This window comes from Brevundimonas sp. UBA7506, assembly GCF_002479495.1.
Classification (GTDB): domain Bacteria; phylum Pseudomonadota; class Alphaproteobacteria; order Caulobacterales; family Caulobacteraceae; genus Brevundimonas.
The window spans coordinates 161,757-183,812 of record NZ_DLNQ01000007.1 but is presented as its reverse complement, the minus strand read 5'-3'; the positions used below and the strand labels follow the sequence as shown (position 1 = coordinate 183,812).

Annotated in this window: 21 protein-coding genes and 1 tRNA gene; 16 read left to right on the top strand and 6 right to left on the bottom strand. The window is 67.3% G+C overall.

Features of this window, described 5'->3' with window-relative positions; genetic code table 11:
* Nucleotides 1-277 precede the first annotated feature (277 nt).
* From B3K53_RS07495 to B3K53_RS07485, 3 genes are read right to left on the bottom strand one after another with little or no spacing between them, the layout of a single operon-like run.
* On the bottom strand, nucleotides 278-862 hold the full coding sequence (locus tag B3K53_RS07495) for a DUF6468 domain-containing protein (protein WP_292083546.1): 585 nt from the start codon (nucleotides 860-862) through the stop codon (nucleotides 278-280).
* A gap of 1 nt (nucleotide 863) precedes the next feature.
* Nucleotides 864-1,922, bottom strand: coding sequence for a flagellar motor switch protein FliM (gene fliM, locus B3K53_RS07490; protein WP_292083545.1), 1,059 nt, complete (start codon nucleotides 1,920-1,922; stop codon nucleotides 864-866).
* A 2-nt stretch (nucleotides 1,923-1,924) separates the two neighbouring features.
* The gene (locus B3K53_RS07485; protein WP_292083550.1) at nucleotides 1,925-2,569 is read right to left on the bottom strand and encodes a flagellar basal body-associated FliL family protein; all 645 of its coding nucleotides are present in this window, start codon (nucleotides 2,567-2,569) and stop codon (nucleotides 1,925-1,927) included.
* Between the two features lie 179 nt (nucleotides 2,570-2,748).
* Between B3K53_RS07485 and flgF the strand changes: the two genes are divergently transcribed.
* The 8 genes from flgF (at nucleotide 2,749) to B3K53_RS07445 (ending at nucleotide 9,263) form a co-directional block, all read left to right on the top strand.
* Nucleotides 2,749-3,486, top strand: coding sequence for a flagellar basal-body rod protein FlgF (flgF, locus tag B3K53_RS07480; RefSeq protein ID WP_292083544.1), 738 nt, complete (start codon nucleotides 2,749-2,751; stop codon nucleotides 3,484-3,486).
* Nucleotides 3,487-3,502: 16 nt separating this feature from the next.
* Nucleotides 3,503-4,291 carry a flagellar basal-body rod protein FlgG gene (gene flgG / locus B3K53_RS07475; RefSeq protein WP_292083543.1) on the top strand — a complete coding sequence of 263 codons (789 nt, stop codon included), beginning with the start codon at nucleotides 3,503-3,505 and terminating at the stop codon, nucleotides 4,289-4,291.
* Between the two features lie 3 nt (nucleotides 4,292-4,294).
* Complete coding sequence (gene flgA, locus B3K53_RS07470) at nucleotides 4,295-5,068, top strand: flagellar basal body P-ring formation chaperone FlgA (protein WP_292083542.1); 774 nt, start codon at nucleotides 4,295-4,297, stop codon at nucleotides 5,066-5,068.
* An 11-nt stretch (nucleotides 5,069-5,079) separates the two neighbouring features.
* The gene (flgH, locus tag B3K53_RS07465; RefSeq protein ID WP_292083541.1) at nucleotides 5,080-5,802 is read left to right on the top strand and encodes a flagellar basal body L-ring protein FlgH; all 723 of its coding nucleotides are present in this window, start codon (nucleotides 5,080-5,082) and stop codon (nucleotides 5,800-5,802) included.
* A gap of 122 nt (nucleotides 5,803-5,924) precedes the next feature.
* On the top strand, nucleotides 5,925-6,392 hold the full coding sequence (locus tag B3K53_RS07460) for a hypothetical protein (protein ID WP_292083540.1): 468 nt from the start codon (nucleotides 5,925-5,927) through the stop codon (nucleotides 6,390-6,392).
* A gap of 37 nt (nucleotides 6,393-6,429) precedes the next feature.
* On the top strand, nucleotides 6,430-6,870 hold the full coding sequence (locus tag B3K53_RS07455; RefSeq protein WP_292083539.1) for a hypothetical protein: 441 nt from the start codon (nucleotides 6,430-6,432) through the stop codon (nucleotides 6,868-6,870).
* A gap of 8 nt (nucleotides 6,871-6,878) precedes the next feature.
* Complete coding sequence (locus B3K53_RS07450) at nucleotides 6,879-7,382, top strand: hypothetical protein (protein ID WP_292083538.1); 504 nt, start codon at nucleotides 6,879-6,881, stop codon at nucleotides 7,380-7,382.
* 69 nt (nucleotides 7,383-7,451) lie between these two features.
* Nucleotides 7,452-9,263: a DUF885 domain-containing protein gene (locus B3K53_RS07445; RefSeq protein ID WP_292083537.1), complete on the top strand. Its 1,812-nt coding sequence runs from the start codon at nucleotides 7,452-7,454 to the stop codon at nucleotides 9,261-9,263.
* Nucleotides 9,264-9,265: 2 nt separating this feature from the next.
* On the opposite strand, the gene B3K53_RS07440 is transcribed toward B3K53_RS07445, so the two are convergent.
* Both B3K53_RS07440 and msrA read right to left on the bottom strand, forming a co-directional pair.
* Nucleotides 9,266-9,607 carry an MmcQ/YjbR family DNA-binding protein gene (locus B3K53_RS07440; RefSeq protein ID WP_292083536.1) on the bottom strand — a complete coding sequence of 114 codons (342 nt, stop codon included), beginning with the start codon at nucleotides 9,605-9,607 and terminating at the stop codon, nucleotides 9,266-9,268.
* Nucleotides 9,607-10,257, bottom strand: a complete 651-nt coding sequence (gene msrA, locus B3K53_RS07435; protein ID WP_292083535.1) for a peptide-methionine (S)-S-oxide reductase MsrA — start codon at nucleotides 10,255-10,257, stop codon at nucleotides 9,607-9,609. Before msrA ends, B3K53_RS07440 begins: the two co-directional genes overlap by 1 nt.
* Before the next feature lie 147 nt (nucleotides 10,258-10,404).
* On the opposite strand from msrA, the gene B3K53_RS07430 reads away from it, so the two are divergent.
* Nucleotides 10,405-10,494: transfer RNA gene (locus B3K53_RS07430), tRNA-Ser, on the top strand.
* Nucleotides 10,495-10,720: 226 nt separating this feature from the next.
* Here the strand turns inward: B3K53_RS07430 and B3K53_RS07425 are convergent.
* Nucleotides 10,721-10,912 (bottom strand): hypothetical protein, encoded by a 192-nt coding sequence (locus tag B3K53_RS07425; protein WP_292083534.1) that lies wholly within the window; start codon nucleotides 10,910-10,912, stop codon nucleotides 10,721-10,723.
* 112 nt (nucleotides 10,913-11,024) lie between these two features.
* On the opposite strand from B3K53_RS07425, the gene B3K53_RS07420 reads away from it, so the two are divergent.
* The 7 genes from B3K53_RS07420 (at nucleotide 11,025) to B3K53_RS07390 (ending at nucleotide 21,926) form a co-directional block, all read left to right on the top strand.
* A complete protein-coding gene (locus B3K53_RS07420) occupies nucleotides 11,025-12,026 on the top strand; it encodes a helix-turn-helix domain-containing protein (RefSeq protein WP_292083533.1) in 1,002 nt (333 codons plus the stop codon).
* An 82-nt stretch (nucleotides 12,027-12,108) separates the two neighbouring features.
* Nucleotides 12,109-12,888 carry a hypothetical protein gene (locus tag B3K53_RS07415; protein ID WP_292083532.1) on the top strand — a complete coding sequence of 260 codons (780 nt, stop codon included), beginning with the start codon at nucleotides 12,109-12,111 and terminating at the stop codon, nucleotides 12,886-12,888.
* A 243-nt stretch (nucleotides 12,889-13,131) separates the two neighbouring features.
* Complete coding sequence (locus tag B3K53_RS07410) at nucleotides 13,132-13,914, top strand: ImuA family protein (protein WP_292083531.1); 783 nt, start codon at nucleotides 13,132-13,134, stop codon at nucleotides 13,912-13,914.
* Nucleotides 13,805-15,367: a Y-family DNA polymerase gene (locus B3K53_RS07405; protein ID WP_292083530.1), complete on the top strand. Its 1,563-nt coding sequence runs from the start codon at nucleotides 13,805-13,807 to the stop codon at nucleotides 15,365-15,367. The genes B3K53_RS07410 and B3K53_RS07405 overlap by 110 nt, the downstream gene beginning before the upstream one ends.
* Complete coding sequence (locus tag B3K53_RS07400; RefSeq protein ID WP_292083529.1) at nucleotides 15,364-18,729, top strand: error-prone DNA polymerase; 3,366 nt, start codon at nucleotides 15,364-15,366, stop codon at nucleotides 18,727-18,729. Before B3K53_RS07405 ends, B3K53_RS07400 begins: the two co-directional genes overlap by 4 nt.
* A 78-nt stretch (nucleotides 18,730-18,807) precedes the next feature.
* Nucleotides 18,808-19,116, top strand: coding sequence for a hypothetical protein (locus B3K53_RS07395; protein ID WP_292083528.1), 309 nt, complete (start codon nucleotides 18,808-18,810; stop codon nucleotides 19,114-19,116).
* Nucleotides 19,113-21,926 carry a M14 family metallopeptidase gene (locus B3K53_RS07390; protein ID WP_292083527.1) on the top strand — a complete coding sequence of 938 codons (2,814 nt, stop codon included), beginning with the start codon at nucleotides 19,113-19,115 and terminating at the stop codon, nucleotides 21,924-21,926. Before B3K53_RS07395 ends, B3K53_RS07390 begins: the two co-directional genes overlap by 4 nt.
* Nucleotides 21,927-22,056 lie beyond the last annotated feature (130 nt).

Below are 22,056 nucleotides of genomic sequence, written 5' to 3'. Positions count from 1 at the left end.
CGGCGCCCCCGCCCCCCCCCCCCCCGGGGTCCCGGGGGCCCGCGCCTCCTGGGCCCGGGGGGGCCCGCCCCGGAAACACCCCCGGCCCCCCCCCCGCCGCGCGCACGCCCACGCCACCGCCGATGGCGATGGCGATCAGGGGCAGAAGACGGGGCAGCTTGCTCATCGGTGGCACTCGGTAAGGCGGTTCAAACGCCGCACAGGCATAGAGACTTCAAAAAAACTCTTCGCCCTCAAGTCGTCCGAGGCCGCGCCTCGGACATAGGGCCTCTTAGAGTCATGCAGCGAAAAGATCTTCGTCCAGGCTACGACGGGCGCGGTTTAGGCTCTGTTGCGCAGCATGGTTAGCGGCCAGGGCCTGACGCACCGGGGCGAAGGCCTCGGTCGAAGCCGCAGCGGGCGCGGCGGGTCGGGCGGCGGCAGGCGCCTTCATCACCGCGCGCGCGCCCTCGATCCGTTCCATCAACGAGGCCATGCGACGGGCGCGGGCCTCGTCGTCCAGCAAGGGCGCGACCTGCGAGGCCGGAACCGTTAATTCCAGCGGCGCCTCGACCGGAGCCTCGACCTGGGCGCGCGGCGGCAGGCCGGCGGGGGCGCGGGCGATCAGCACCTCCAGCTCCTGCTTAACGGCGCGGGCCTTGATGATGCGATCGTGCAGCAGGTCGGTCTCGTGGCCCGAGGCGCGCAGGGTCGCCAGGGCCTGTTCGGCGCGCCCGGCGGCCGAGTTCAGCTCGCTGACGGCGCCGGCAAAGGCCAGCTGACCGTCCCGCAGGGCCTTCAGCTTCTTCTCCAGCTTGATGCCGTAGGCGATGGCCGCGACCAGCAGCAGCATCAGGATGGAATCGAGAATGATGCCGGTCATGTCAGCCCTTCCTTCGGCTCAGGTTGGCGGCGATGTCGGGATTGATCGGTCCCTCGACCCGCACGGCGATATGCTGGCCCTTGCGGCCCATCTTGCCGGTCGTCAGCGGAATGGAACCGGCGCGGACCGACACCTCGGAATCCGGCGAGACGTTCAGCATCAGGGTGTCGCCGACCTTGAAGTCCAGCACCTGGGACAGGGGCATCTGCTGCTCGTCCAGCACGCAGCGGACCTCGGTCTCGGTGGTCCAGAGCTCGGTGGCCAGGTGGCCTTCCCAGATGTTGTCGCGGCCGAACTTCTCGCCCATGAACTGCTGCAGCAGCATCTTGCGGATCGGCTCCAGCGTCGAATAGGGCAGCAGCAGCTCGACCCGTCCGCCGCGATCCTCCATGTCGATGCGCAGCTTGACCAGGATGGCGGCGTTGGCCGGGCGCGCGATGGCGGCGAAGCGCGGATTGGTCTCCAGCCGGTCCAGGGTGAAATGCACCGGGGTCAGCGGCTCGAAGGCGGCGCGGGCGTCGTTCAGGATGACCTCGACCATCCGCTGCACCAGCACCCGCTCGATGGTGGTGTAGGGCCGCCCCTCGATACGCAGGGCCGCCGTGCCGCGACGCCCGCCCAGCAGGACGTCGACGATCGAATAGATCAGGTTGGAATCGACCGTCAGCAGGCCGTAGTTGTCCAGCTCCTCGGCCCGGAACACCGCCAGGATGGCCGGCAAGGGGATCGAGTTCAGATAGTCGCCGAAACGGATCGAGCTGATGGTGTCGAGGCTGACCTCGACGTTGTCCGAGGTGAAGTTGCGCAAGGACGTCGTCATCAACCGCACCAGGCGGTCGAAGACGATCTCGAGCATCGGCAGACGCTCGTAGGACACCAGGGCCGAGTTGATGATGGCGCGGATGCCGCTCCGTTCGGAGTCGTCGCCGTCGCCCATGTCGAAGCCCAGCAGGCTGTCGATCTCGTCCTGGTTCAGCACGCGCTCGGACAGGGCCGCGCCCATGTCCGCTTCGCCGCCGAAGGGATCCAGTTCGTTTTCGGCCGCCAGGGTGTCGGTCATGCCTACTGCACCAGCATTTCTTCGATCAGCACGGCATCGACCTTGCCGGGAGCGGCGATCAGGTTGACCCGGCGCAGGATCTCGGCGCGCAGCTGATAGGATCCGGCCGAGCCGGCCAGGTCCTCGGGGCGCAGTTCGCGCAGGAAGCCCTGGAACATGTCCTGCATCCGCGGGGCCTCGCCCTGCAGGTGCGACGCCAGTTCAGCGTCCTTCATCTCCAGCGTCAGTTTCAGCTTCAAATAGGTCGGACGACCGTCCGCCGACTGAATGTTCACGATCATGTCGGGCAGGGTGTAGAAGGTCACGCCGTCAGGCCCCTCCGCGATCTTGCCCGCCGCCGGATCGGCCTCGCCGTCCTTGCCGCCGCCGTGATCGCCGCCCTTCTTCTCTTCCTTCTTGCCGTGATCGGCCTTTTTTTCCGCGCCGTGCTCCCCGGCCTCGGCCTCGGCCGGCTTGGGCTTCATCAGGAAGAAGGCCGCGGCCCCGCCGCCGCCCAGGACGACCAGGGCCGCCGGGATGATGATGAACAGCAGGGGCAGCTTCTTCTTGGCGGGCGCGCCCTCCCCGCCTTCGCCGTCCGAAACGGCGGGCAGGTTGGCGTCGTCGCCGCCCGGCGCCGCGTCCTTCTTCTTGCCCAGCTTCAGCATCCGCACGTCGCCCCGATCATCACAGACTTCCTGATGAGGCGATTTTGGTTAACGAGGCGTTTACGATCGGCAAATCCTGCCGGGCGCCGCCAGGGTCAAATCGGGCAAAACCCTTGCTGCGCCTGGATTAACCCTGTTGGCACGGTCGTTGCGACGAGATCGGCGAAGGAGCCGCACTCGTGGAAAACGCCGCCTACATCGGACTGTCCCGTCAAATGACGCTTCGCCGCGAGCTCGACATCGTGGCGAACAACGTCGCCAATGCTGACACCACCGGGTTCAAGGTCGAACAGTTGATGGTCGGGACCGAGGTCGGTCAGCGCGCCCGCAACGACAACATCCGCCCCTCGGCCAGCTTCGTGCTGGACAAGGGCGTGGGGCGCGACTTCGGCCAGGGCTCGATGAAGCAGACGGGCCGCGCTCTGGATTTCGCCATCGAAGGCGAAGGCGCCTTCTTCGCGGTCCAGACCGGCACGGGTCAGGCTTACACCCGCGACGGCGGCTTCACGACCAACGCCGAGGGCGTGCTGATGACCAAGCAGGGCCAGCCGGTCCTGGGCGACGGCGGTCCGATCACGCTCGACCCCGAGCTCGGCCCCGTCACCGTCGGCCCCGACGGCACCATCAGTCAGCAGGGGCAGCCGGTCGGCCGCCTGAACGCCGTCCGCTTCGACGCCCTGTCGGTGCTGCAAAAGAGCGGCGACGGCCTGTACCGCAACACCTCGAACGCCCAGCCGGTCGACGCCCCGGACGTGCAGATCCGCCAGGGGATGCTGGAAGGTTCGAACGTCAACACGCTTCAGGAAATCACCAACCTGATCGAGATCAACCGCGCCTACGAACGCGTGACCAAGATGATCGAAAACGCCAACGACCTGTCACGCCGCTCGGTCGAGCGGCTGGGCCGGATCAGCTAGTTAGGACGCCCGAACGATGCGCGCTCTTCGAACCGCCACCTCCGGCATGCTGGCCCAACAGCTGAACGTCGAGGTCATCTCCAACAACATCGCCAACATGAACACGGTCGGCTTCAAGCGTCAGCGGGCCGAGTTCCAGGACCTGCTGTACCAGAACGTCGAACGCATGGGGGCCCAGTCCTCGACCCAGGGAACCGTGGTCCCCACCGGCATCCAGATCGGCGCCGGTGTGAAGGCGGGCAGCGTCTATCGCATCACCGAACAGGGCAGCCCGACCCGTACCGGAAACGACTACGACATCGCCATCGAGGGCAAGGGCTACTTCCAGATCAGCATGCCGTCCGGCGAGATCGCCTACACCCGCGCGGGCAACTTCGCCGTCAACGGCGAAGGCCAGTTGGTCACCGACGACGGCTACCCCGTCGAACCGGCCATCAACATCCCCCAGGACATGATCGACATCTCGATCTCCAAATCCGGTCAGGTCCAGGTCACGACCCAGGGCCAGGCCGCGCCGCAGGTGGTGGGACAGCTGGAGCTTGCAACCTTCTTCAACGAGGCGGGCCTGGAAGCCATCGGCGACAACCTGCTGCTGGAGACCGCCGCCTCGGGCGCCGCCACCATCGGCGCGCCGAATGAGCCCGGCTTCGGCCAGTTGCTGCACCGCTACACCGAAGCCTCGAACGTGGACGCCGTCAGCGAGATCACCGCCCTGATCGTCGCCCAGCGCGCCTATGAGATGAACTCCAAGGTCATCACCACCGCCGACGAGATGCTGTCGGTCTCGGCCCAGGTGAAGAGCTAAGTCATGAAGCGCATCCTGATCCTGACCGCCGTTCTCACCGCCTTCGCCGCTCCGGCTCTGGCCGGTCCGGTCAGCCTGCTGGCCGACCCCGTCGACGACGACGGCCGCGTCACCCTGGGCGATCTGTTCGACGACGCGGGCGCCGCCGCCGATGTCGTGGTCGGCCAGCGGCTGGGCGCCACCGCCGTCTTCGAGGCCAGCCAGATCCAGGCCGCGGCCCGCCGCGCCGGTCTGGACTGGGCCAACCCTCAGGGCCTGCGCCGCGTGGTCGTGCGCGAAGGCGGCGCCATGACTGCAGACGCTTCGGCCCGTCCCGCCGCCGCCACCGTGGTCTCGCGCCCCGGCGCCACCGTCGAGGTCCTGACCTACGCCCGCAGCCTGGCCGCCGGCGACATTGTCCAGCCTGCCGACGTCGTCTGGTCCACGGTTCAGGCCCATCAGGCCCCGGCCGGCGGTCCCCAGGACGCCGACCAGGTCGTCGGCCTGTCAGCCAAGCGCGCCCTTCGCGCCGGCGCCGTCGTGACCGGCCGCGACCTGGCCTCGCCTCAGGTCATCGCCCGCAACGACATGGTCGAGGTCGCCTATATCGTAGGCGGCGTCGAGCTGACCGTCACAGGCAAGGCCACCCGCAACGCCTCGGCGGGCGAGCCCGTCCCCGTACTGAACGTCCAGTCGGGCCGCACCATCGACGCCGTGGCCGTGTCGCCGGGTCGCGCCGTCGCCGGTCCCGCCGCCCAGATAGCCCGCGCCAACCCGCAACAGTTCGCCGCCCGCTGAGAGATCCCGTCATGCGTAAAGTTCTGATCCTCGCCGCCGCCGCTTCCGCCCTTTCGCTGGGCGCCTGCTCCACCATCACGGAAACGGTGAAGGGGCCTGAACTGGCCCCCGTCGGCTACCCCGCCGCCCTGGCGCCGATCGAGCAGGCCTATCTGCCGCCGCCCACCCCTGCCTCGCCCAACAGCCTGTGGCGCACCGGCGCCCGCAGCTTCTTCGGCGATCAGCGCGCCCGCCGGGTCGGCGATATCCTGACGGTCAACATCGACATCAACGACCGCGCCCAGACGCAGAACTCGACCCAGCGCGCCCGCTCCAACAGCGCCTCGGGCGGGGTCACCAACTTCTTCGGCCTGGAGAACAGCCTCGGCCGCGCCTTCCCCGGCGGCTTCGACCCGGCCAAGATGGTCGGCACCGAGGGCGAGACCAACGCCTCGGGTTCGGGCAGCGTCAACCGCTCTGAGCGCGTCAACCTGACCGTGGCCGCCGTGGTCACCGCCGTCATGCCCAACGGCAACATGGTCATCCAGGGTCGGCAAGAAGTGCGCACCAACCGTGAGGTCCGCGAACTGACCGTCGCCGGCATCGTGCGCCCCGAGGACATCTCCTCGGCCAACACCATCGCCCACACCCAGATCGCCGAGGCGCGCATCAGCTACGGCGGCCGCGGCGACATCAGCCGGATGCAGGCGACGCCCGCGGCCCAGTCCCTGGTGGAGCGCTTCAGCCCGTTCTGACCATTGTTCGTCGAGCGTGTTTTTCCGGTGACTCGTCGTCACGGAATCGCGCTCGCGCAAGCGGAGCGGTGAACCCTTAACAAGCGACCCGCGTTTGCTCTGTCGAACGCGAGTGATTTGTAATGCTGAAGTCCCTGCTTCCCGCCGCCGCCGCCCTCGGTTTCGTCGCCCTGGCCGGTCAGGCCATGACCACCGCCCCGTCCGCTCCCGGCGAAGGCGCGGCGGGCTGGCACCTGCTGCACGAGGGGTCGATGGCCAAGCTGGCCTACGGTCTGCCGGATTCCGATCAGGTGGCCCTGATGCTGACCTGCACCCCGGGCGATCGCGCCGCCGTGGTCTATGGCGACACCCAACCGCGTAGTCCGGCCCTGACCCTCGCCGCCAACGGCCCCCAGCCGATCGACCCCCTGTCGGACGGCGAAGCCTATGAGGCCCGCCTGCCCCTTTCCGACGCGGCCCTGACCGGCCTGGCGCGCGGCGGTCGCATGGCGGTCCAGAGCGAGGCCGGCGCCCGGCAGATTCGCGCCAGCCGCACCGAACGCCGCCTGGTTCAGGGCTTCCTCAGCTATTGCGCTTCCAGCCACGCCTGATCAAAGTCCCCTAGAACCAATCAGCGGGGGCTGAACCATGACCGCCTTGCTCGGGCTGGCCCAGGCCATGTCGCTGGCTCTGACGTTGCAGGCCACGCCGTCGGCCGAGGCCTGGACCTGGACCCTCTACGCCGACAACGGCCCTCTTGTCCTGGCCAATGAGGTGCCGGACACGCCGCGCCTGCGCACCACGCTGGAATGCGCGCCCGGCTCCAGCATCGTGCGCCTGACCCTCTATGACGCCGCCCCGGCCGAAGGCATCGCCGTCGTCACCTCGGGCGCGGCTTCGGTCAACGCCGAGACCCAGCCTCGGCGCGGCCAGTTGCAGACCATGCTGCGCGCCGATCACCCGGTCTTCGCCGCCTTCCTGGCCAACGGGAAGCTGCAGATCGCGGTCGGCGAACAATCCTCGGCGATAGAGATCGACCGGGCGAATCTGTCCAAGCTGCGCCGGTTCGCCGAACTCTGCACCGGCTGAGGACCGCCATGCGCCCCATCATCTGGACCGTCTCCGCCCTTGCGGCGCTTGCCCTTTCCGCCTGCGCCCCGACCGTCGGCACTCGTCTGGTCGCCGCTTCCGGCAACGGCGCCCCCGCCCCCGTCGCTGGTTACGACTGGCATCTGAACGAGGACGCGGAAGAGGCCAGCCTGTCCTACGGCATGGCCGAGACCGACGACGTGCCGCTGGACCTGTCGTGCCGCCCCGGGTCGGGCGCCCTGCAAATCCTGCAGACCGTCGCCGAGGGCCACCCGAAGACGATCGCGCTGGAATCCGGCGGCGACACCGAGACCTATCCCGCCAAGGCCGAGCCCTCGGCCATGCACGACGGCCTCGACCTGACCGCCGTCGCCCGCACCACCGACCCGGTCTTCCTGCGCTTCCGCAAGCTGGGATGGCTGGCTACCTACGGCCCCGACTACCGCATCCCGCTGGCAGCACAGCAGGGAACGGACAAGCAGATCGACCGCTTCTTCGCCCTGTGCGGCTGATGCCTTCGACATAGCTTGACCGTCAGGCGCTGCGCCTGTCTGCTCCCCCTCGCTTGAGGGAGGACAGCAATGCGCAAGCAAGTTCTGATCGGAGCGGCTCTGGCTGCATTCATGGCGACGACGCCGGCTCTGGCCAACGCCGCGTCAACCGCTCCGGCGGAAACCCACGCCCCGGCCGACGCCGCCAGCCTCGCCCTCGCCAGGATCCTGAGCGACTACGAGGCCTGGCTGCGCCGCGTCGACCCGATCACCGCCGGCATGGAGGGCGACCGCGAGGCCCTGTCGCGCCTGCCCGATCCCACCCGCGCGGGCGAGCTGGCCCGCGTCGCCCCCCTGACCGCCCTGTTGAACCGTCTGGAAGCGATCAGCCCGTCCGCGCTGAACGACGACGAGCAACTGAACCGATCCTTCGCCGCCTACCTGATCCGCCGCAACCTGGACGCCATCCCGCTGGACGGCGGACGCCTGGCCTTCAGCTCCGAGGGCGGCCCCGGTCAGGGCGTGGCCTATCTGGCCAGCTCGACCCGTATCACCTCGACCGCCGACGCCGAGGCCTGGCTGTCGCGCATGAACGCCATTCCCGGCCTCTACGACGCCGCCATCGCCGACGCCCGGCGCGGCCTCGACACCGGCCTGGTCCAGGCCCGTTCGGTCGTCGACAGCGCCCTGGCCCTGGCCGAAACCGACGTGAAGCCGCGCGAGGGCGGCGACATCCTGATGCAGCCGTTCAAGGTCCTGCCCGCGACCATCCCCGCCGCAGAACAGGCCGCCCTGCGCGCCCGAGCCCAAACCCTGATCGACGGCCCCGTCGCGCAGCGCCGGATCGCCTGGCGCGACATGCTCAAGAACGATTACCGGCCGCGCGCCCCCGTCGAGCCCGGCATGACCCACCGCCCCGGCGGTCGCGAGCTCTACGCCAACGCCGTGCGCAGCTACACCACCACCGACCTGACCCCGGACCAGGTGCATCAGATCGGCCTGGAGGAAGTCGCCCGCATCCGCGCCCGGATGCAGGACGAGATGCGCGCCGCCGGCTGGACCGGCGACTTTGCCGGCTTCCTCAACTTCCTGCGTACCGATCCGCAATTCTACGCGACCAGCCGCGAACAGCTGCTGGAAAAGGCGTCCGAGATCGCCAAGCGCGCCGACGACCGCCTGCCCGCCCTGTTCGGAACCCTGCCGCGCCTGCCCTACGGCGTGCGCCCCGTCCCGCGCGAGATCGAGGAGAGCTACACCACCGGCCGCTACAACCCCGGCTCGATGCAGAACGGCGTGGCCGGCGGCTATATCGTCAACACCTCGAAGCTGGATCAGCGGCCCCTCTATGAACTGCCGGCCCTGACGGTTCACGAGGCCGTCCCCGGCCACCACCTGCAGATCGCCCTGCAACAGGAGGCGGCGGATCAGCCCTACTACCGTCGCGGCGCGGACGTGACCGCCTTCACCGAGGGCTGGGGCCTCTATTCCGAGTTCCTGGGCGAAGAGATGGGCATCTACCGCACCCCCTACGAGCGCTTCGGCCGCCTCAGCTACGAGATGTGGCGCGCCTGCCGCCTGGTGGCCGACACCGGCCTGCACTGGCTGGGCTGGACCGAGGAGCAGGCCCGCGCCTGCTTCCGCGACAACTCTGCCCTCGCCCCGCACAACATCGAGACCGAGCTGCAGCGCTATATCGGCTGGCCCGGTCAGGCGACGGCCTACAAGATCGGCGAGATCCGCCTGCGCCAGATCCGCCAGAAGGCCGAGCGCGAACTGGGCGACCGCTTCGACGTCCGCACCTTCCACGACGCCCTGCTGGTCGACGGCCCCCTGCCGCTGGACCTGCTCGACGCCCGCATGGACCGCTGGATCGCCGAGCAAAAAGCCAGGCCCGCGACCTGACGCTAAAGCCCCAGTTCCGCCCGCGCCTTCTTCGTCAGCTTGCCGACGATGATGGCGTGGGCGGACTTGATGTGGTCCGCCAGCTCCTCGTCCGCCCAGTCGTCGATCTGCGGCAGGTTCACCCATTTGGCGCGCGCCATATAGGGCGCCGGCCGCGCATGGCCGCTCTCGGTCAGCACCTCATAGGCGATGTCCGAGACCTTGAACGACACCCCGCCGGTCGCCCCCACCATGACGAACATCTTGCCGCCGACCTTGTAGGCGTCGTGGTCGTCGCCGAACGGGTGATCCAGCGTCGCTCCCGGCAGCGCCAGACAAACCTTGCCTACCCCCTCCCGGTCCATCAGGCTTCCACGCCCACGCCAATCGGGCAGACCACGCCGGTCCCCCCGATGCCGCAGTACCCCGCCGGGTTCTTGGCCAGATAGCCCTGATGATAGTCCTCGGCGAAGTAGTAGGGGTCCGCCGGCTCAATCTCGGTCGTGATCGTTCCGCGCCCCGCCGCGCTCAGCGCCGCCTGATAGGCGTCACGCGAGGCTTCGGCCTCCGCCTGCTGGGCGTCGTTCAGGGTGTAGATGGCCGAGCGATACTGCGTCCCCTGGTCATTGCCCTGACGCATGCCCTGGGTCGGGTCGTGGTTCTCCCAGAAGGCCTTCAGCAGGTCGCCGTAGGAAATGACCTGCGGATCAAACACGACCTGCACCACCTCGGTGTGACCCGTCCGGCCCGAGCAGACCTCCTCATAGGTCGGGTTCGGCGTGATCCCGCCCCCATAGCCCGCCGAGGTCACCCAGACGCCCGGCAGTTGCCAGAACACCCGCTCCACGCCCCAGAAACAGCCCATGCCGAACACCGCCGTCTCGAATCCCTCCGGATGCGGTCCCTTCAGCGCATGGCCGAGAACAAAATGAGTCTCGTCCGTCGCCAGCGGCGCATCCCGCCCCGGCAGGGCCGTCTCAACGGTCGGCAGTTCGGCGGTCTTCTGGAACAGCATCGGAAAAATCTCGCAGAAATCAGCGGCAAAATCGACTTTCCCCCATATGGGGCCTCACAGGGCGCTTGCCGAGGGGGTCATGCTGTTCTATCAGCCTCGCTCCGCTGGATCGACCGTCCGGCGGTTACACGGCGACGTCGTGGAAACGGACAGGTGGCGGAGTGGTCGATCGCGCACGCTTGGAAAGCGTGTGTACGTGAAAGCGTACCGAGGGTTCGAATCCCTCTCTGTCCGCCACGCCGTCAGTCGCTGACTGACGGTTCGCTGTTTCTCTGAAAATTACCCTGACATTACCGCGACCTGCGCGGAAGCAGAGACGATTCTGGCGTCTCCGGCGCGACTGAACACGCCTGCTCTGCGGCCATTATCGCGCCCCGTCTCCGTTTGCCGATGGTCGGTTGGGTTCCGGCCTGACGAGGCGCATTGCCTCGGCCAGTTCACGGCACAGCAGGTGCAGCGAGCCCTACTCCAGGTAGCGGCGATAGATGCCGCGCACGGTTTCCGCCTCGGCCGGATTGATGGTGAGCGTGCGGCCGTCCGGATCGTAGCCGAGCGGCACGCCGCCGCCCATCCACATGCCGAGCTTCTTACTGGCGGCGATCTTGTCGCGGATGCGCTCGCCCGTGACCTCGCGCTCGAACTGGGCGAAGGACAACAGATCTTATCCCATGAGCGTCCTTCGACCGAGGCTTGAGAGCGGGCCGCTTGCAGGTCGACCTATTATGCGCATATATGCACATAACAAGCCGATGCATCAGGAAGGGACGATGGCGATCAATCGATTGAAGCATTTCCGGGTCATGAAGGCCGAGACCCAGACCGAAACCGCTAAGGCGGCGGGCGTGACGCAACCGACCTATCAGCGTTGGGAAACCGGCAAGGTCGAGATCCCGAAAAGCCATCTCGCCAAGCTGGCCCAGCACTTCAACGCAACGGAACTCGAACTGCTGGGCCGACACCCGCCAAAAACGGCGGCCTTCTATGATAGAAACGCCCCGCTAGACCTCCAATATTACGGAGAGTGCGCCGTGCATTTCCTCGGCATGGGCGAGCCCTTGGTGCTGTCGATTTCGGCCGCGGCGCATACGCAGGCCCATAGCGAGTTGCAAAGCAACAAGCGCTTCATCGTGATCAAGGATATAGGGAATCGAACCGTCGCGATCCGACGCACAGCGATTTCCGAGTTCTATTTTTCCAGCGAGGCCTACGATACCTTCGGGGCGGATCACGACGACTATAAACTCGCCACGCCCATCCAGATGCCCGACGGGCGCGATTGGGCCATCGTCGAGACCCTTCGAGAGGGAGGGCTCACAGGAGAGGATTATAGCGCGGACTTCGCGAAAGAGGACGTCGAGCGCGTTCAAAATCAGATCATGATCACCGACGATCAGTTCGATGCTCTGGTCGCGGAAGGCGCCATCAAACCCGAAGACCTCGCGACGGAGAAGGCCGCGCGGGCCGCGGACACCGAAGCGATCATGGCCCTCGCTCACACCGTCACGGTCCAGTTCTCAACCGGCCGCCGGCGGGAAATCGACTACGTCGACTGCAATCTTTTCGAATGCATCGAGCCGCTGATCGACATCCATTTTCCGTACAGCGGAAACCCCGAACCCGGCATGATCAACTTGCCGTACGAGGGCTATCACCGCACCGCCTTCTTCAATCCGGACGCCTTGGATTACATCTCGTTCCCGACCCACAAAATCGAAGAAGGCGAAGTCGAAATCTATGATGACGCGCTGAATGACGACGATGATCTATGATTTGAGCTTAGCCGTCCGCCCTTCCCGTCCGTCTGGTTCCGCATTTTGACATCGATACCTTCCTCCCGGCGCGCCGAATTATTTGACGCGGGTGCATTTCCGTCGCGAAGTGCTGGATCGCTACTTCCACAACCGCGGCCGCTTCACCGTATCGGATGGATCGGTGCGGCATGGGTCGCATTGGGTGCTGTCGATCGATGACGACCATGCCGATCGAGTGATCGCCTTCCTCGGCGACCTGGGACGGGACCTGCCCTATACGGAACAGCTGCATTGGCGCATGCACAATGTCGCCCCTGACGGTCCCCTCAGCCAAACCGCCTTTGCACGCAGTTTCGAGGCGCGTTTCGCGGACGGAACCCAGCTCGAGCATCGCTTCAAAGCCGCCTACGAACAGCTTGCCATGGCCTGGACGGCTAAAGAGGGCTGGCCGCTTTTTCGGTCGCTGGCGTCAGCGGACCAGTACCTCCTCACCAAGCTGCATGTTCCTACCTCGGACAACCCCGCCGAACTGGACGCCCAGATCCTCGGCCTGGCAAAGATTCTTGTCGATGCTCTCAACGATCCGGCCCTGGACGCCGCTTTAGGCACGCCGATCGAGGGGGAGCGAAGCCTCGGCAAACTCGAGCGGTTCCTGACCGGACTGGGCTATGGCGAAACCGGGCGAGATCTCGCGGTGTTGCGCGCGATTCAGGGACTGCGGTCATCAGGCGTCGCTCATACCCGGGGATCAACCTACGCTAAGAGCCTGCAGCGATTGGGATTGGACGGGCAGCCAGCTCCAGTGATCGTCGCCTCCCTTTTGGAAGGCACCGTGCGAATGCTGGAGACCCTGATCGAAAGTGCGGCGAAAAGCGCCTGACCCATCGTGGCGGCTCCGGCTAGAATTTTGATGATCTCGGCCAGGTTGGGCCGGGATGGCCGCTACGGTTATCGCCTGGTGGTAAAGTCGTCGCCCCCCCGGCGAACTCGCCTTCGATTTCTGAACGTCATCGCCCCTCTGTCGGCCAAGGACCGACAGAGGGGCGATGACGCCGGCTTCCGGTTCTGCGCTCGGCGACAGCATCCTTGACTCAACAGGGGCTCCGCGCGTCATATAGAACAAATGGAGAACATTAATCCCAATGATCGTCTGACCACCCTGCGCGCCCAGCTCGCAACGCTGGGCGTGTCGCAGACGTCTGCGGCGTCTCGACAGGCTTCATCTTCCACCGAGTTTCCGGCGCGATGGGCGCGCGGCGTCCTGCACGACCTTTATGCGGCGACGCCCGCCGACGCCGTGGCGGTCAACGCTTTCGGACTTGGCGCTGGGATCCAGGCGGCGAATGGGCGGATCGTCGTCTGGGGGCTGCACGAGATGATGGGAATGGAGGCTGGGCGACCGCACGGCCCCGGCCTGCACGAGATGGGGCTGGCGCCGTCCGACGTGCTGCTGGTGCGGGCGCCGGACATCCAGACCCTGTTGGCCATCGGCGAAGAGGCTCTGCGGACGCCTGCGGTGGGTGCTGTGCTGCTCAGCGCCTGGGGCGAGGCCAAGGCCCTGTCTCTGACCGCCAGCCGTCGTCTGGCCCTGGCAGCAGAGACGGGCGGCGGGACGCTGTTCCTGGCGCGGGCCGGAGCGACGCCCGCGCCCAGCGCGGCCGAGACGCGATGGTCGGTGCAGGCGGCGGCGTCCACGCCGTTGGAAGGGGGAGCGCCGGGGCGGCCGTCTTTTTCCGTTACCCTGCTGCGGCGACGCGGCGGGGGCGAACAGAGAAGTTGGACCCTGGAGTGGGATCGTGACGCCCGATCTTTCCGCGAACCGGCGCCGCTATCTGGCACTGTGGTTCCCGTGGCTCCCCAACGACCGGCTGAGACGTGGGGCGAGCGCGGGCGACGCGTCGCTTGATGCGGCGCCTGTAGTCCTGGTCGAGAAAGTCGGCGGTGCCCTGCGTCTGGCTGCGGTCGATCCGGCGGCGGCGAGATCGGGCCTGACGCCCGGCCTAACCCTGGCCGATGCGCGGGCTCGGACGCCTTCCCTACGCACCACCGTTCACAGACCCGAGGCGGATGCAGCCCTGCTGCAGCAGGTGATGGAGGACTTCGGCCGCTTCACCCCCATGATCGCCGAAGACGCCCCGCATGGTCTGATGCTGGACGTCACCGGCTGCGCTCATCTGTTCGGCGGCGAGGCTGGCCTGGTCCGCACCGCCCATGATCGCGCGGGGCGCATCGGCCTGAAGGTTCGCAGCGCCCTGGCCTCAACGCCCCAAGCGGCGCGGGCCCTGGCCCGGTTCGGGCCGGGCGGCTTGTTCGAGGCGCGTGAGGATCGACAGGCGGTGTGCCGTTTGCCGGTTGCGGCCTTGGAACTGCCTGAGCGCGACGCCCAAGCGTTGCAGCGGGCGGGGTTGAAGCGGATCGCCGACTTAGATGACCGACCGCGCGCGCCACTGGCCGCCCGCTTCGGGACGGACTTTCCCGCGCGTCTGGCCCGCATTCTAGGCGACGAAGATGTCCGCATCACACCGCATCGCCCGCCGTCGCCCATCACTGTTGACCGCGTCTTCTTCGAACCCATCCAAACAGATGCGGACGTGGAGCGCGTCCTGTCCGACCTGCTGACTGACGTTGCCGACCGGCTGGACCAGGCGGGCCAGGGCGGGCGCACCTTCGAGGCCGGCTTCTATCGTATCGACGGTCAGGTCCGCCGTATCGTTGCACGGACCGGCCGGGCGACCCGGGATGTGGACGCCGTGCTGCGCCTGTTCCGCGAACGGCTGGCGGCCCTGTCCAATCCGCTGGATCCTGGCTTCGGTTTCGACCAGATGCGGCTGTCGGTTCTGGAGACTCAGAGACTGAAGCCGGCCCAGCGCGGCCTGGACGGCGGCCGCCTCGATGATGAGGATTTCAGTCGCCTAATCGACCGTCTAACTGCCCGTCTCGGCCCCGAGGCCGTGCTGCGCTTCGAGCCTTTGGAGTCGCACATCCCCGAGCGGGCGTCGCGTCTCGTCCCGGCCGCGATGACAGCGACGGGAACGCCCGAGCACTGGCCGGAGCGGATCCCCGGCGATCCGCCTTTGCGCCCACTGCAGATGTTCGACCCGCCCCAGCCGATCGAAACCCTGGCCGAGGTGCCGGACGGCTCGCCCCTTCGGTTCCGCTGGCGGCGGGTGCTGCACGAGGTAGCCCTGGCCGAAGGGCCAGAGCGGATCGGCGGCGAGTGGTGGCGTGCGCCCGATCAGGAAACCCGCGACTATTACCGCGTCGAGGACCGAGAGGGCCGCCGCTTCTGGCTGTTCCGTCAGGGCCTGTACGGCGAGACCGACGAACCGCGCTGGTTCGTCCACGGCCTGTTCGCATGACCGCCCCCGCTCTTGGGCCCGCCTATGCCGAACTGGCGACCGCCAGTAACTTCTCCTTCCTGCGCGGGGCGTCGCATCCGAAGGATCTGGTGCTGACCGCGATCCTGCGCGGTCATACGGGGCTGGGCCTGGCCGACCGCAACACGGTCGCAGGCGTGGTGCGGGCCTGGAGCGCCCTACGCAGTCTGCGTGAAGAGGGTCTGTCGCCGCCCGATGTGGTGCGCGACGGCGCGGGGCCTGGCGAAGTGACCTATGTCGAGGATCCGCTGAACGACCCGGCCCTGTCGGACGAGGTCAGACGGCGGGCGGCGGGCTTCAAGCTGGCGACCGGGGCGCGTCTGGCTTTCAACGACGGCACGCCCGACATCATCGCCTATCCCGAGACGCGGGCCGGATGGGGGCGGCTGACGCGGTTGCTGACCCTGGGCAACCGCCGGGCTGTAAAGGGCCAATGCGAGATCGGGCTGGGCGACCTGATCGCCGCGCCGGAGGATCTGCTGCTGATCGTCATGTCGGATGCGCGTCTGGACAGTATGGACCGGACGCTGGATCGCCTGACCGAGGCCGCGCCCGGCGCGGTCTGGCTGGGCGTCGCCATGGGGCGGAGCGGCGACGACCGGCGCAGGCTGGCGCGGCTGAAGGCGCTGGCAGGACAGAGCGGCGTCCCGCTGCTGGCGGTCAACGACGTCCTCTATCATGACGCCGATCAGCGTGATCTGCAGGACGTCCTGACCTGCATCCGTGAAGGCGTCACGATCGAGGCGGCGGGGCGACGTCTGAACGCCAATGGCGAACGTTGGCTGAAGCCGCCCGCCGAAATGCTGCGCCTATTCCGCGATGCGCCCGAGGCGGTGGCCGAGACCGGAAACCTGCTGGCCCGCGTCGGCTTCGACCTGGGCGACATCAGCTACCAATATCCCGAGGAGACGACGCCACCGAACAAGACCCCGCAGGAGTGGCTGGAGCATCTGACCTGGCGACACGCCGAAGTCCGCTATTCCTACGGCATTCCTGAAAAGGTGCGGCTGCTGCTGGAGAAGGAGTTGGCCTTCATCGCAAAGGAAGACTACGCGCCGTATTTCCTGACCATATACGACATCGTCCGGGTAGCCCGTGACAAGCGCATCCTCTGCCAAGGACGTGGTTCAGCGGCCAATTCCGCTGTCTGCTATGTGCTGGGGATCACGGCGGTGGATCCGGCGGAATCCGACCTGCTGTTCGAACGTTTTCTGTCGTCGGACCGGGGCGAGCCGCCCGACATCGACGTCGACTTCGAGCACGAGCGCCGCGAGGAGGTCATCCAGCACATCTACAACCGTTATGGCCGCGAGCGCGCCGGCATCGCCGCCACCGTCATCCGCTATCGTCCCAAGAGCGCCATCCGCGACGTCGGCAAGGCCCTGGGCCTGACCGAGGACGTAACCGCCCGTCTGGCCTCCAGTCAGTGGGGCAGTTGGGGCTCGGAGATAGGCGACCGCCATGTCGAACAGGCCGGCCTGAATCCCGCCAATCCGCTGATCCGTCGCGCGGTGGCGATGGCGACGCGGCTGCTGGGCTTTCCCCGTCACCTGTCCCAGCATGTCGGCGGCTTCGTCCTGACCCAAGACCGCCTCGACGAGCTCGTACCCATCGGCAACGCCGCCATGGTCGATCGCACCTTCATCGAGTGGGACAAGGACGACATCGACGAACTGCGCCTGATGAAGGTCGATGTGCTGGCGCTCGGCATGCTGACCTGCATCCGCAAGGCCTTCGATCTGATCCGCGCCCATCAAGGCAAGGACTGGGCGCTTCATACGATCCCCGCCGACGATCCCGGCGTTTACGACATGCTGTGCAAGGGCGACTCCATCGGCGTCTTCCAGGTCGAGAGTCGTGCCCAGATCAACATGTTGCCCCGGCTGAAGCCGCGCAAACTCTATGACCTGGTGATCCAGGTCGCCATTGTTCGGCCCGGCCCGATCCAGGGCGACATGGTCCACCCCTATCTGCAACGTCGCAACGGGTTGGAGGAGCCGGACTATTCCAAGCCCGGACCTCGGTATCCCCAGGACGAACTGAAGAAGGTGCTGGAGAAGACCCTGGGCGTACCCCTGTTTCAGGAACAGGCGATGAAGGTGGCCATGGTCGCCGCCGAGTTCTCGGACAAGGAGGCCAACGGCCTGCGCAAGGCCATGGGCACCTTCCGGGGCGACGGCACCCTGCACACCTACGAGGACCGAATGGTCGGCACGATGATCGCGCGCGGTTACGATCCGACCTTCGCCCGGCGTTGCTTCGACCAAATCAAGGGCTTCGGCTCCTACGGCTTCCCGGAAAGCCACGCCGCCTCCTTCGCCCAGTTGGTCTATGTCTCGTCATGGATCAAACACCACTATCCGGCGGCCTTCGCCTGCGCTCTGCTGAACAGCCAGCCGATGGGCTTCTACGCCCCGGCCCAGATCGTGCGGGATGCCCGCGACCACGATGTCGAGGTGCGACCGGTCGATGTCTCGCACAGCGGCTGGGACAACAGTCTGGAAGATTCTGACAAGAGACCGGCCCTGCGGATCGGCCTACGCCAGATCGACGGCTTCCGCGAAGACTGGGCCAAGGCCCTGATCGCCGCCCGCGCCCTCCGCCCGTCCGACATCGAAACCCTGGCCCGGCGCGCAGGACTGCCGTCAGCCGCCATGCGCAAGCTGGCCGACGCCGACGCCTTCCGCTCCCTGGGCCTAGATCGGCGTCAGGCCTTGTGGGCGGTGCGCCGCCTGCCCGACGATGCGCCGCTGCCCCTGTTTGCCGCCATCGACGCTCGCGAGTTGGGCGCCGAGCCCGACGCGCGCCTGCCGATCATGCCGCTGGGCGAGCATGTCGCCGCCGACTACCAGACCCTACGCCTGTCTCTGAAGGCCCACCCCATGGCCATCCTGCGCCCCATCTTCGACGCGGAGCGGATCCTCACCTGCGCCCAGACTGAAGCGAAACGGAACGCCTCCCTGGTGCGGGTCGCGGGCGTGGTCCTGGTGCGACAACGCCCCGGCAAGGGCAACGCCATCTTCGTCACCCTGGAGGATGAGACGGGCATCACCAACGTCGTCCTTTGGGCGCGGATGTTCGAACAGTTCCGCCGCGAGGTCACGGCCGCCCGGTTGATGGAGGTCGAGGGCGTGGTGGAAAAGAGCCCGGAAGGCGTGGTCCACCTGGTCGCCCGCAAGATCATCGACCGCTCTTCGGAACTGACGCGCCTGTCGGAAGATCATGACACGACGGTTCAGCTTGCCCGCGCCGACGTCGTCGCAAATCCGCAGCCGCCGCGCCATGCGCCGCACCGTCATCCGCGCGATGTTCGCATTCTGCCAGGGTCGCGGGATTTCCATTGAGCTGCAGGTGAGGCCGAAGGTGTCTGTCGCGCGCCGGCAGCGGCTTTGGTGAGGGAGGTCCAGGCAGGCGGCCACCCGGTGAACCGCTTCGCGGCTGGCGTCCGAGAAGTTCCGCGAACGGATGAAAGGCGGGTTGCCGATGATCAGATCGTATCGGGCACCATCAGGCTCGAGCTGAGGAAGGGCGAAATCGAGGGAGTTCGCCGCATAGGCGGACAGCTGGCCTCCTTTCGACCGCGGCTTAATGCGCCGTGTCATGGCGAAAGCGCGGTGCGCGGCGTGTTCGCCATGGACATCGACCGCAACAACAGCATCGTGGAGGAATCAGCGTTGCCGCAACGTCATGTGTTGAGCGCCCCGCTGCTGCTTTTGACAGGAACGCCATGACAAGTTCGCCTACCCCCGCCGTCGCGCGGAACCGAGTATCGCGTCACCGCCCTCTGCTGGCCCTCACCGTCGGGTTCGCGGCCTTCGCCCTGAACAGCGCCAGCGCCCTGGCCTATGAGGCCGCGCTGGCCGAGGCGCCGGTCGCCGTCGCCGCCGCGACGCCCAGGTCGAGCATCACTTCGCCTCAGGAAGCATTCGGGCACGCGATCGGGGCCGACTATCACCTGGTCAACTACACCCAGTGGGAAGCCTATCTGAAGACCCTGGCCGGCCAGTCGGACCGGATGAAGCTGGTCGAGATCGGCAAGTCCTCGGAAGGGCGCACCCAGTACATCGCCATTGTCTCGACGCCGCAGAACCTGGCCAACCTGAACCGCTATCAGGAGATCGCGCGTCGTCTGGCCAAGGCCGAGGGCGTCAGCGAGGAACAGGCCCGCGCCATGTCCGCCGAAGGCAAGGCCGTGGTCTGGATCGACGGCGGTCTGCACTCGACCGAGACCGTCCCGCCCCAAGCCCTGATCGCCGCCGTGCATGAATGGCTGACGGCGGAAGACCCCGAGGCCCTGCGGGTCCTGAACGATACGATCATCCTGTTCGCGCCGCTGAACCCGGACGGGATGGAGCTGGTCTCCAACTGGTACATGCGCAACGAGGACCCGCTGAAGCGCGAGTTCGCCTCGATCCCGGTGCTTTATCAAAAGTACGTCGGCCACGATAACAACCGCGACTACTACCTGTCGGCCATGGCCGAGACGACCAACGTCAACCGCCAGTTCTTCCGTGAGTGGTTCCCGCAGATCATCTACAACCACCACCAGACGGCGCCCGCCGGGACGGTGGTCTTCATGCCGCCCTTCCGCGACCCGTTTAACTACAACTACGACCCCCTGGTCATGGGCACCCTGTCGGAAGTGGGCGCGGCCATGCACAGCCGCCTGATCGAGGAGGGCAAGCCCGGCTCGACCATGCGCAGCGGCGCCAGCTACTCGACCTGGAACAACGGGATGGAGCGCTCCATCACCTACTTCCACAATGCGGTCGGCCTGCTGACCGAGATCACCGGCCACCCGACGCCGAGCCAGATCAGCCTGATCCCGCAAAACCAGCTGGCCCGCAACGACCTGCCCATGCCGGTCGCGCCCCAAACCTGGCATTTCGCCCAGTCGATTGAGTACTCGCAGTCGATCAACCGCGCCGTGCTGAACTACGCCTCGCGCAACAAGGACCGGCTGCTGTTCAACATCTGGCGCATGGGCCAGAACGCCATCGACAAGGGCAATACCGACACCTGGCGCATCACGCCGACCGGTGTCGAGGCCCTGGTCGAGGCCGCCGGTCCCACGGCGGGCCGTCGCGGCGTCGATCCGGCCCTCTATGACAAGGTGCTGCGCGATCCGGCGCGTCGCGATCCGCGCGGCTATGTCATCCCGGCGGATCAGGCCGACCTGCCCAACGCGGTGGCCTTCCTGAACAGCCTGATCAAGACCGGCGTGGACGTGGACCGCGCCACGCGCGCCTTCACCATCGGCGGCACGACCTATCCGGCAGGTTCCTATGTGGTGAAGACGGCCCAGGCCTATCGCCCGCACGTCCTGGACATGTTCGAGCCGCAGGACCACCCCCACGACCTGCAGTATCCGGGCGGTCCGCCCGCCCTGCCCTATGACGCCACCGGCTATACCCTGGCGCTGCAGATGGGCGTGAAGTTCGACCGCATCCTCGACGGCTTCGAGGCCCCGACCGAGCGCGTCGGCGACGTCATGGCCCCGCCGCCCGGCAAGATCGACGGTTCGGGCCGCGCCGGCTGGCTGATCGATCACGCCCCGGTCAACGGCTACATCCTGTCCAACCGCCTGCTGAAGGCGGGCGTGCCGGTCTTCTGGCAGGAAGGCGAGACCCGCGCGGGTCGCGCCACCCTGGCCCCCGGCGCCCTGTGGATCCCGGCCAGCGACGCGGCCCGTCCCATCGTCGAGGCCGCCGTGCGCGACCTCGGTCTGAACGCCCATGCCGCCGCCCGCGCCCCCGGCGGCGACAAGATCGCGCTCAAGCCCGTCCGCGTCGGCTTGGTCGACCGCTACGGCGGCTCCATGGCCTCCGGCTGGACCCGCTGGATGTTGGAGCAGTTCGAGTATCCGTTCGAGGTGGTCTATCCGCAGCGTCTGGACGCGGGCGATCTGGCCAAGGACTTCGACGTCCTGGTCTTCGCCTCGGACATGATCCCGACGGACCTGTCGGCGGCCGCCCAGCGCGACCAGCCTGAGCCTGAGTCCATCCCGGCCGAGTATCGCGGCTGGCTGGGCCACATCACGACCGAGAAGTCGGTGCCGCAGATCGACGCCTTCGTGCGCGGCGGCGGCAGCGTGGTGACCATCGGCTCGTCGCACCGTCTCGCCACAGCCATGGGCGCGCCGGTTCAGGACGTGCTGCTGGGCGCGGACGGCAAGGCTCCGGCCTCGACCGACTTCTTCATCCCCGGCGCGGTCCTGAAGACCGAGGTCGACAATCGTCAGCCGCTGGCCTTCGGCGCCCCGGCCCAGATGAACGTCTTCTTCAACCGCAACTCGGGCTTCCGCCACACCGGCCAGACGGGCTCCATCGTCCGCTACCCGGAACAGGTCGCGGTCGCCAGCGGCTGGGCCATCGGTCCGCAGAAGCTGGCGGGTTCGGACGCGGTGCTGGACCTGCCGCACGGCGAGGGCCGGGTGATCGTTCTGGGTCCTGACGTGGTCAACCGCGCCCAGGCCCGATCGTCGGTCCGCCTGCTGTTCAACGCCCTCTTCTACGGGCCGGCGGTCAGCGCCGGGGAGTAGCACTGGTCACGGCGGCGGCCCTCGGGTCGCCGCCAGTCTTGCCAAACCGCCCAGCAAAAAGGCCGCCCCAGGGATGAGGCGGCCGTTTCATTTTCAGCGGCTGACGCCTCAGGCGGCGGCGGGCTTGGGC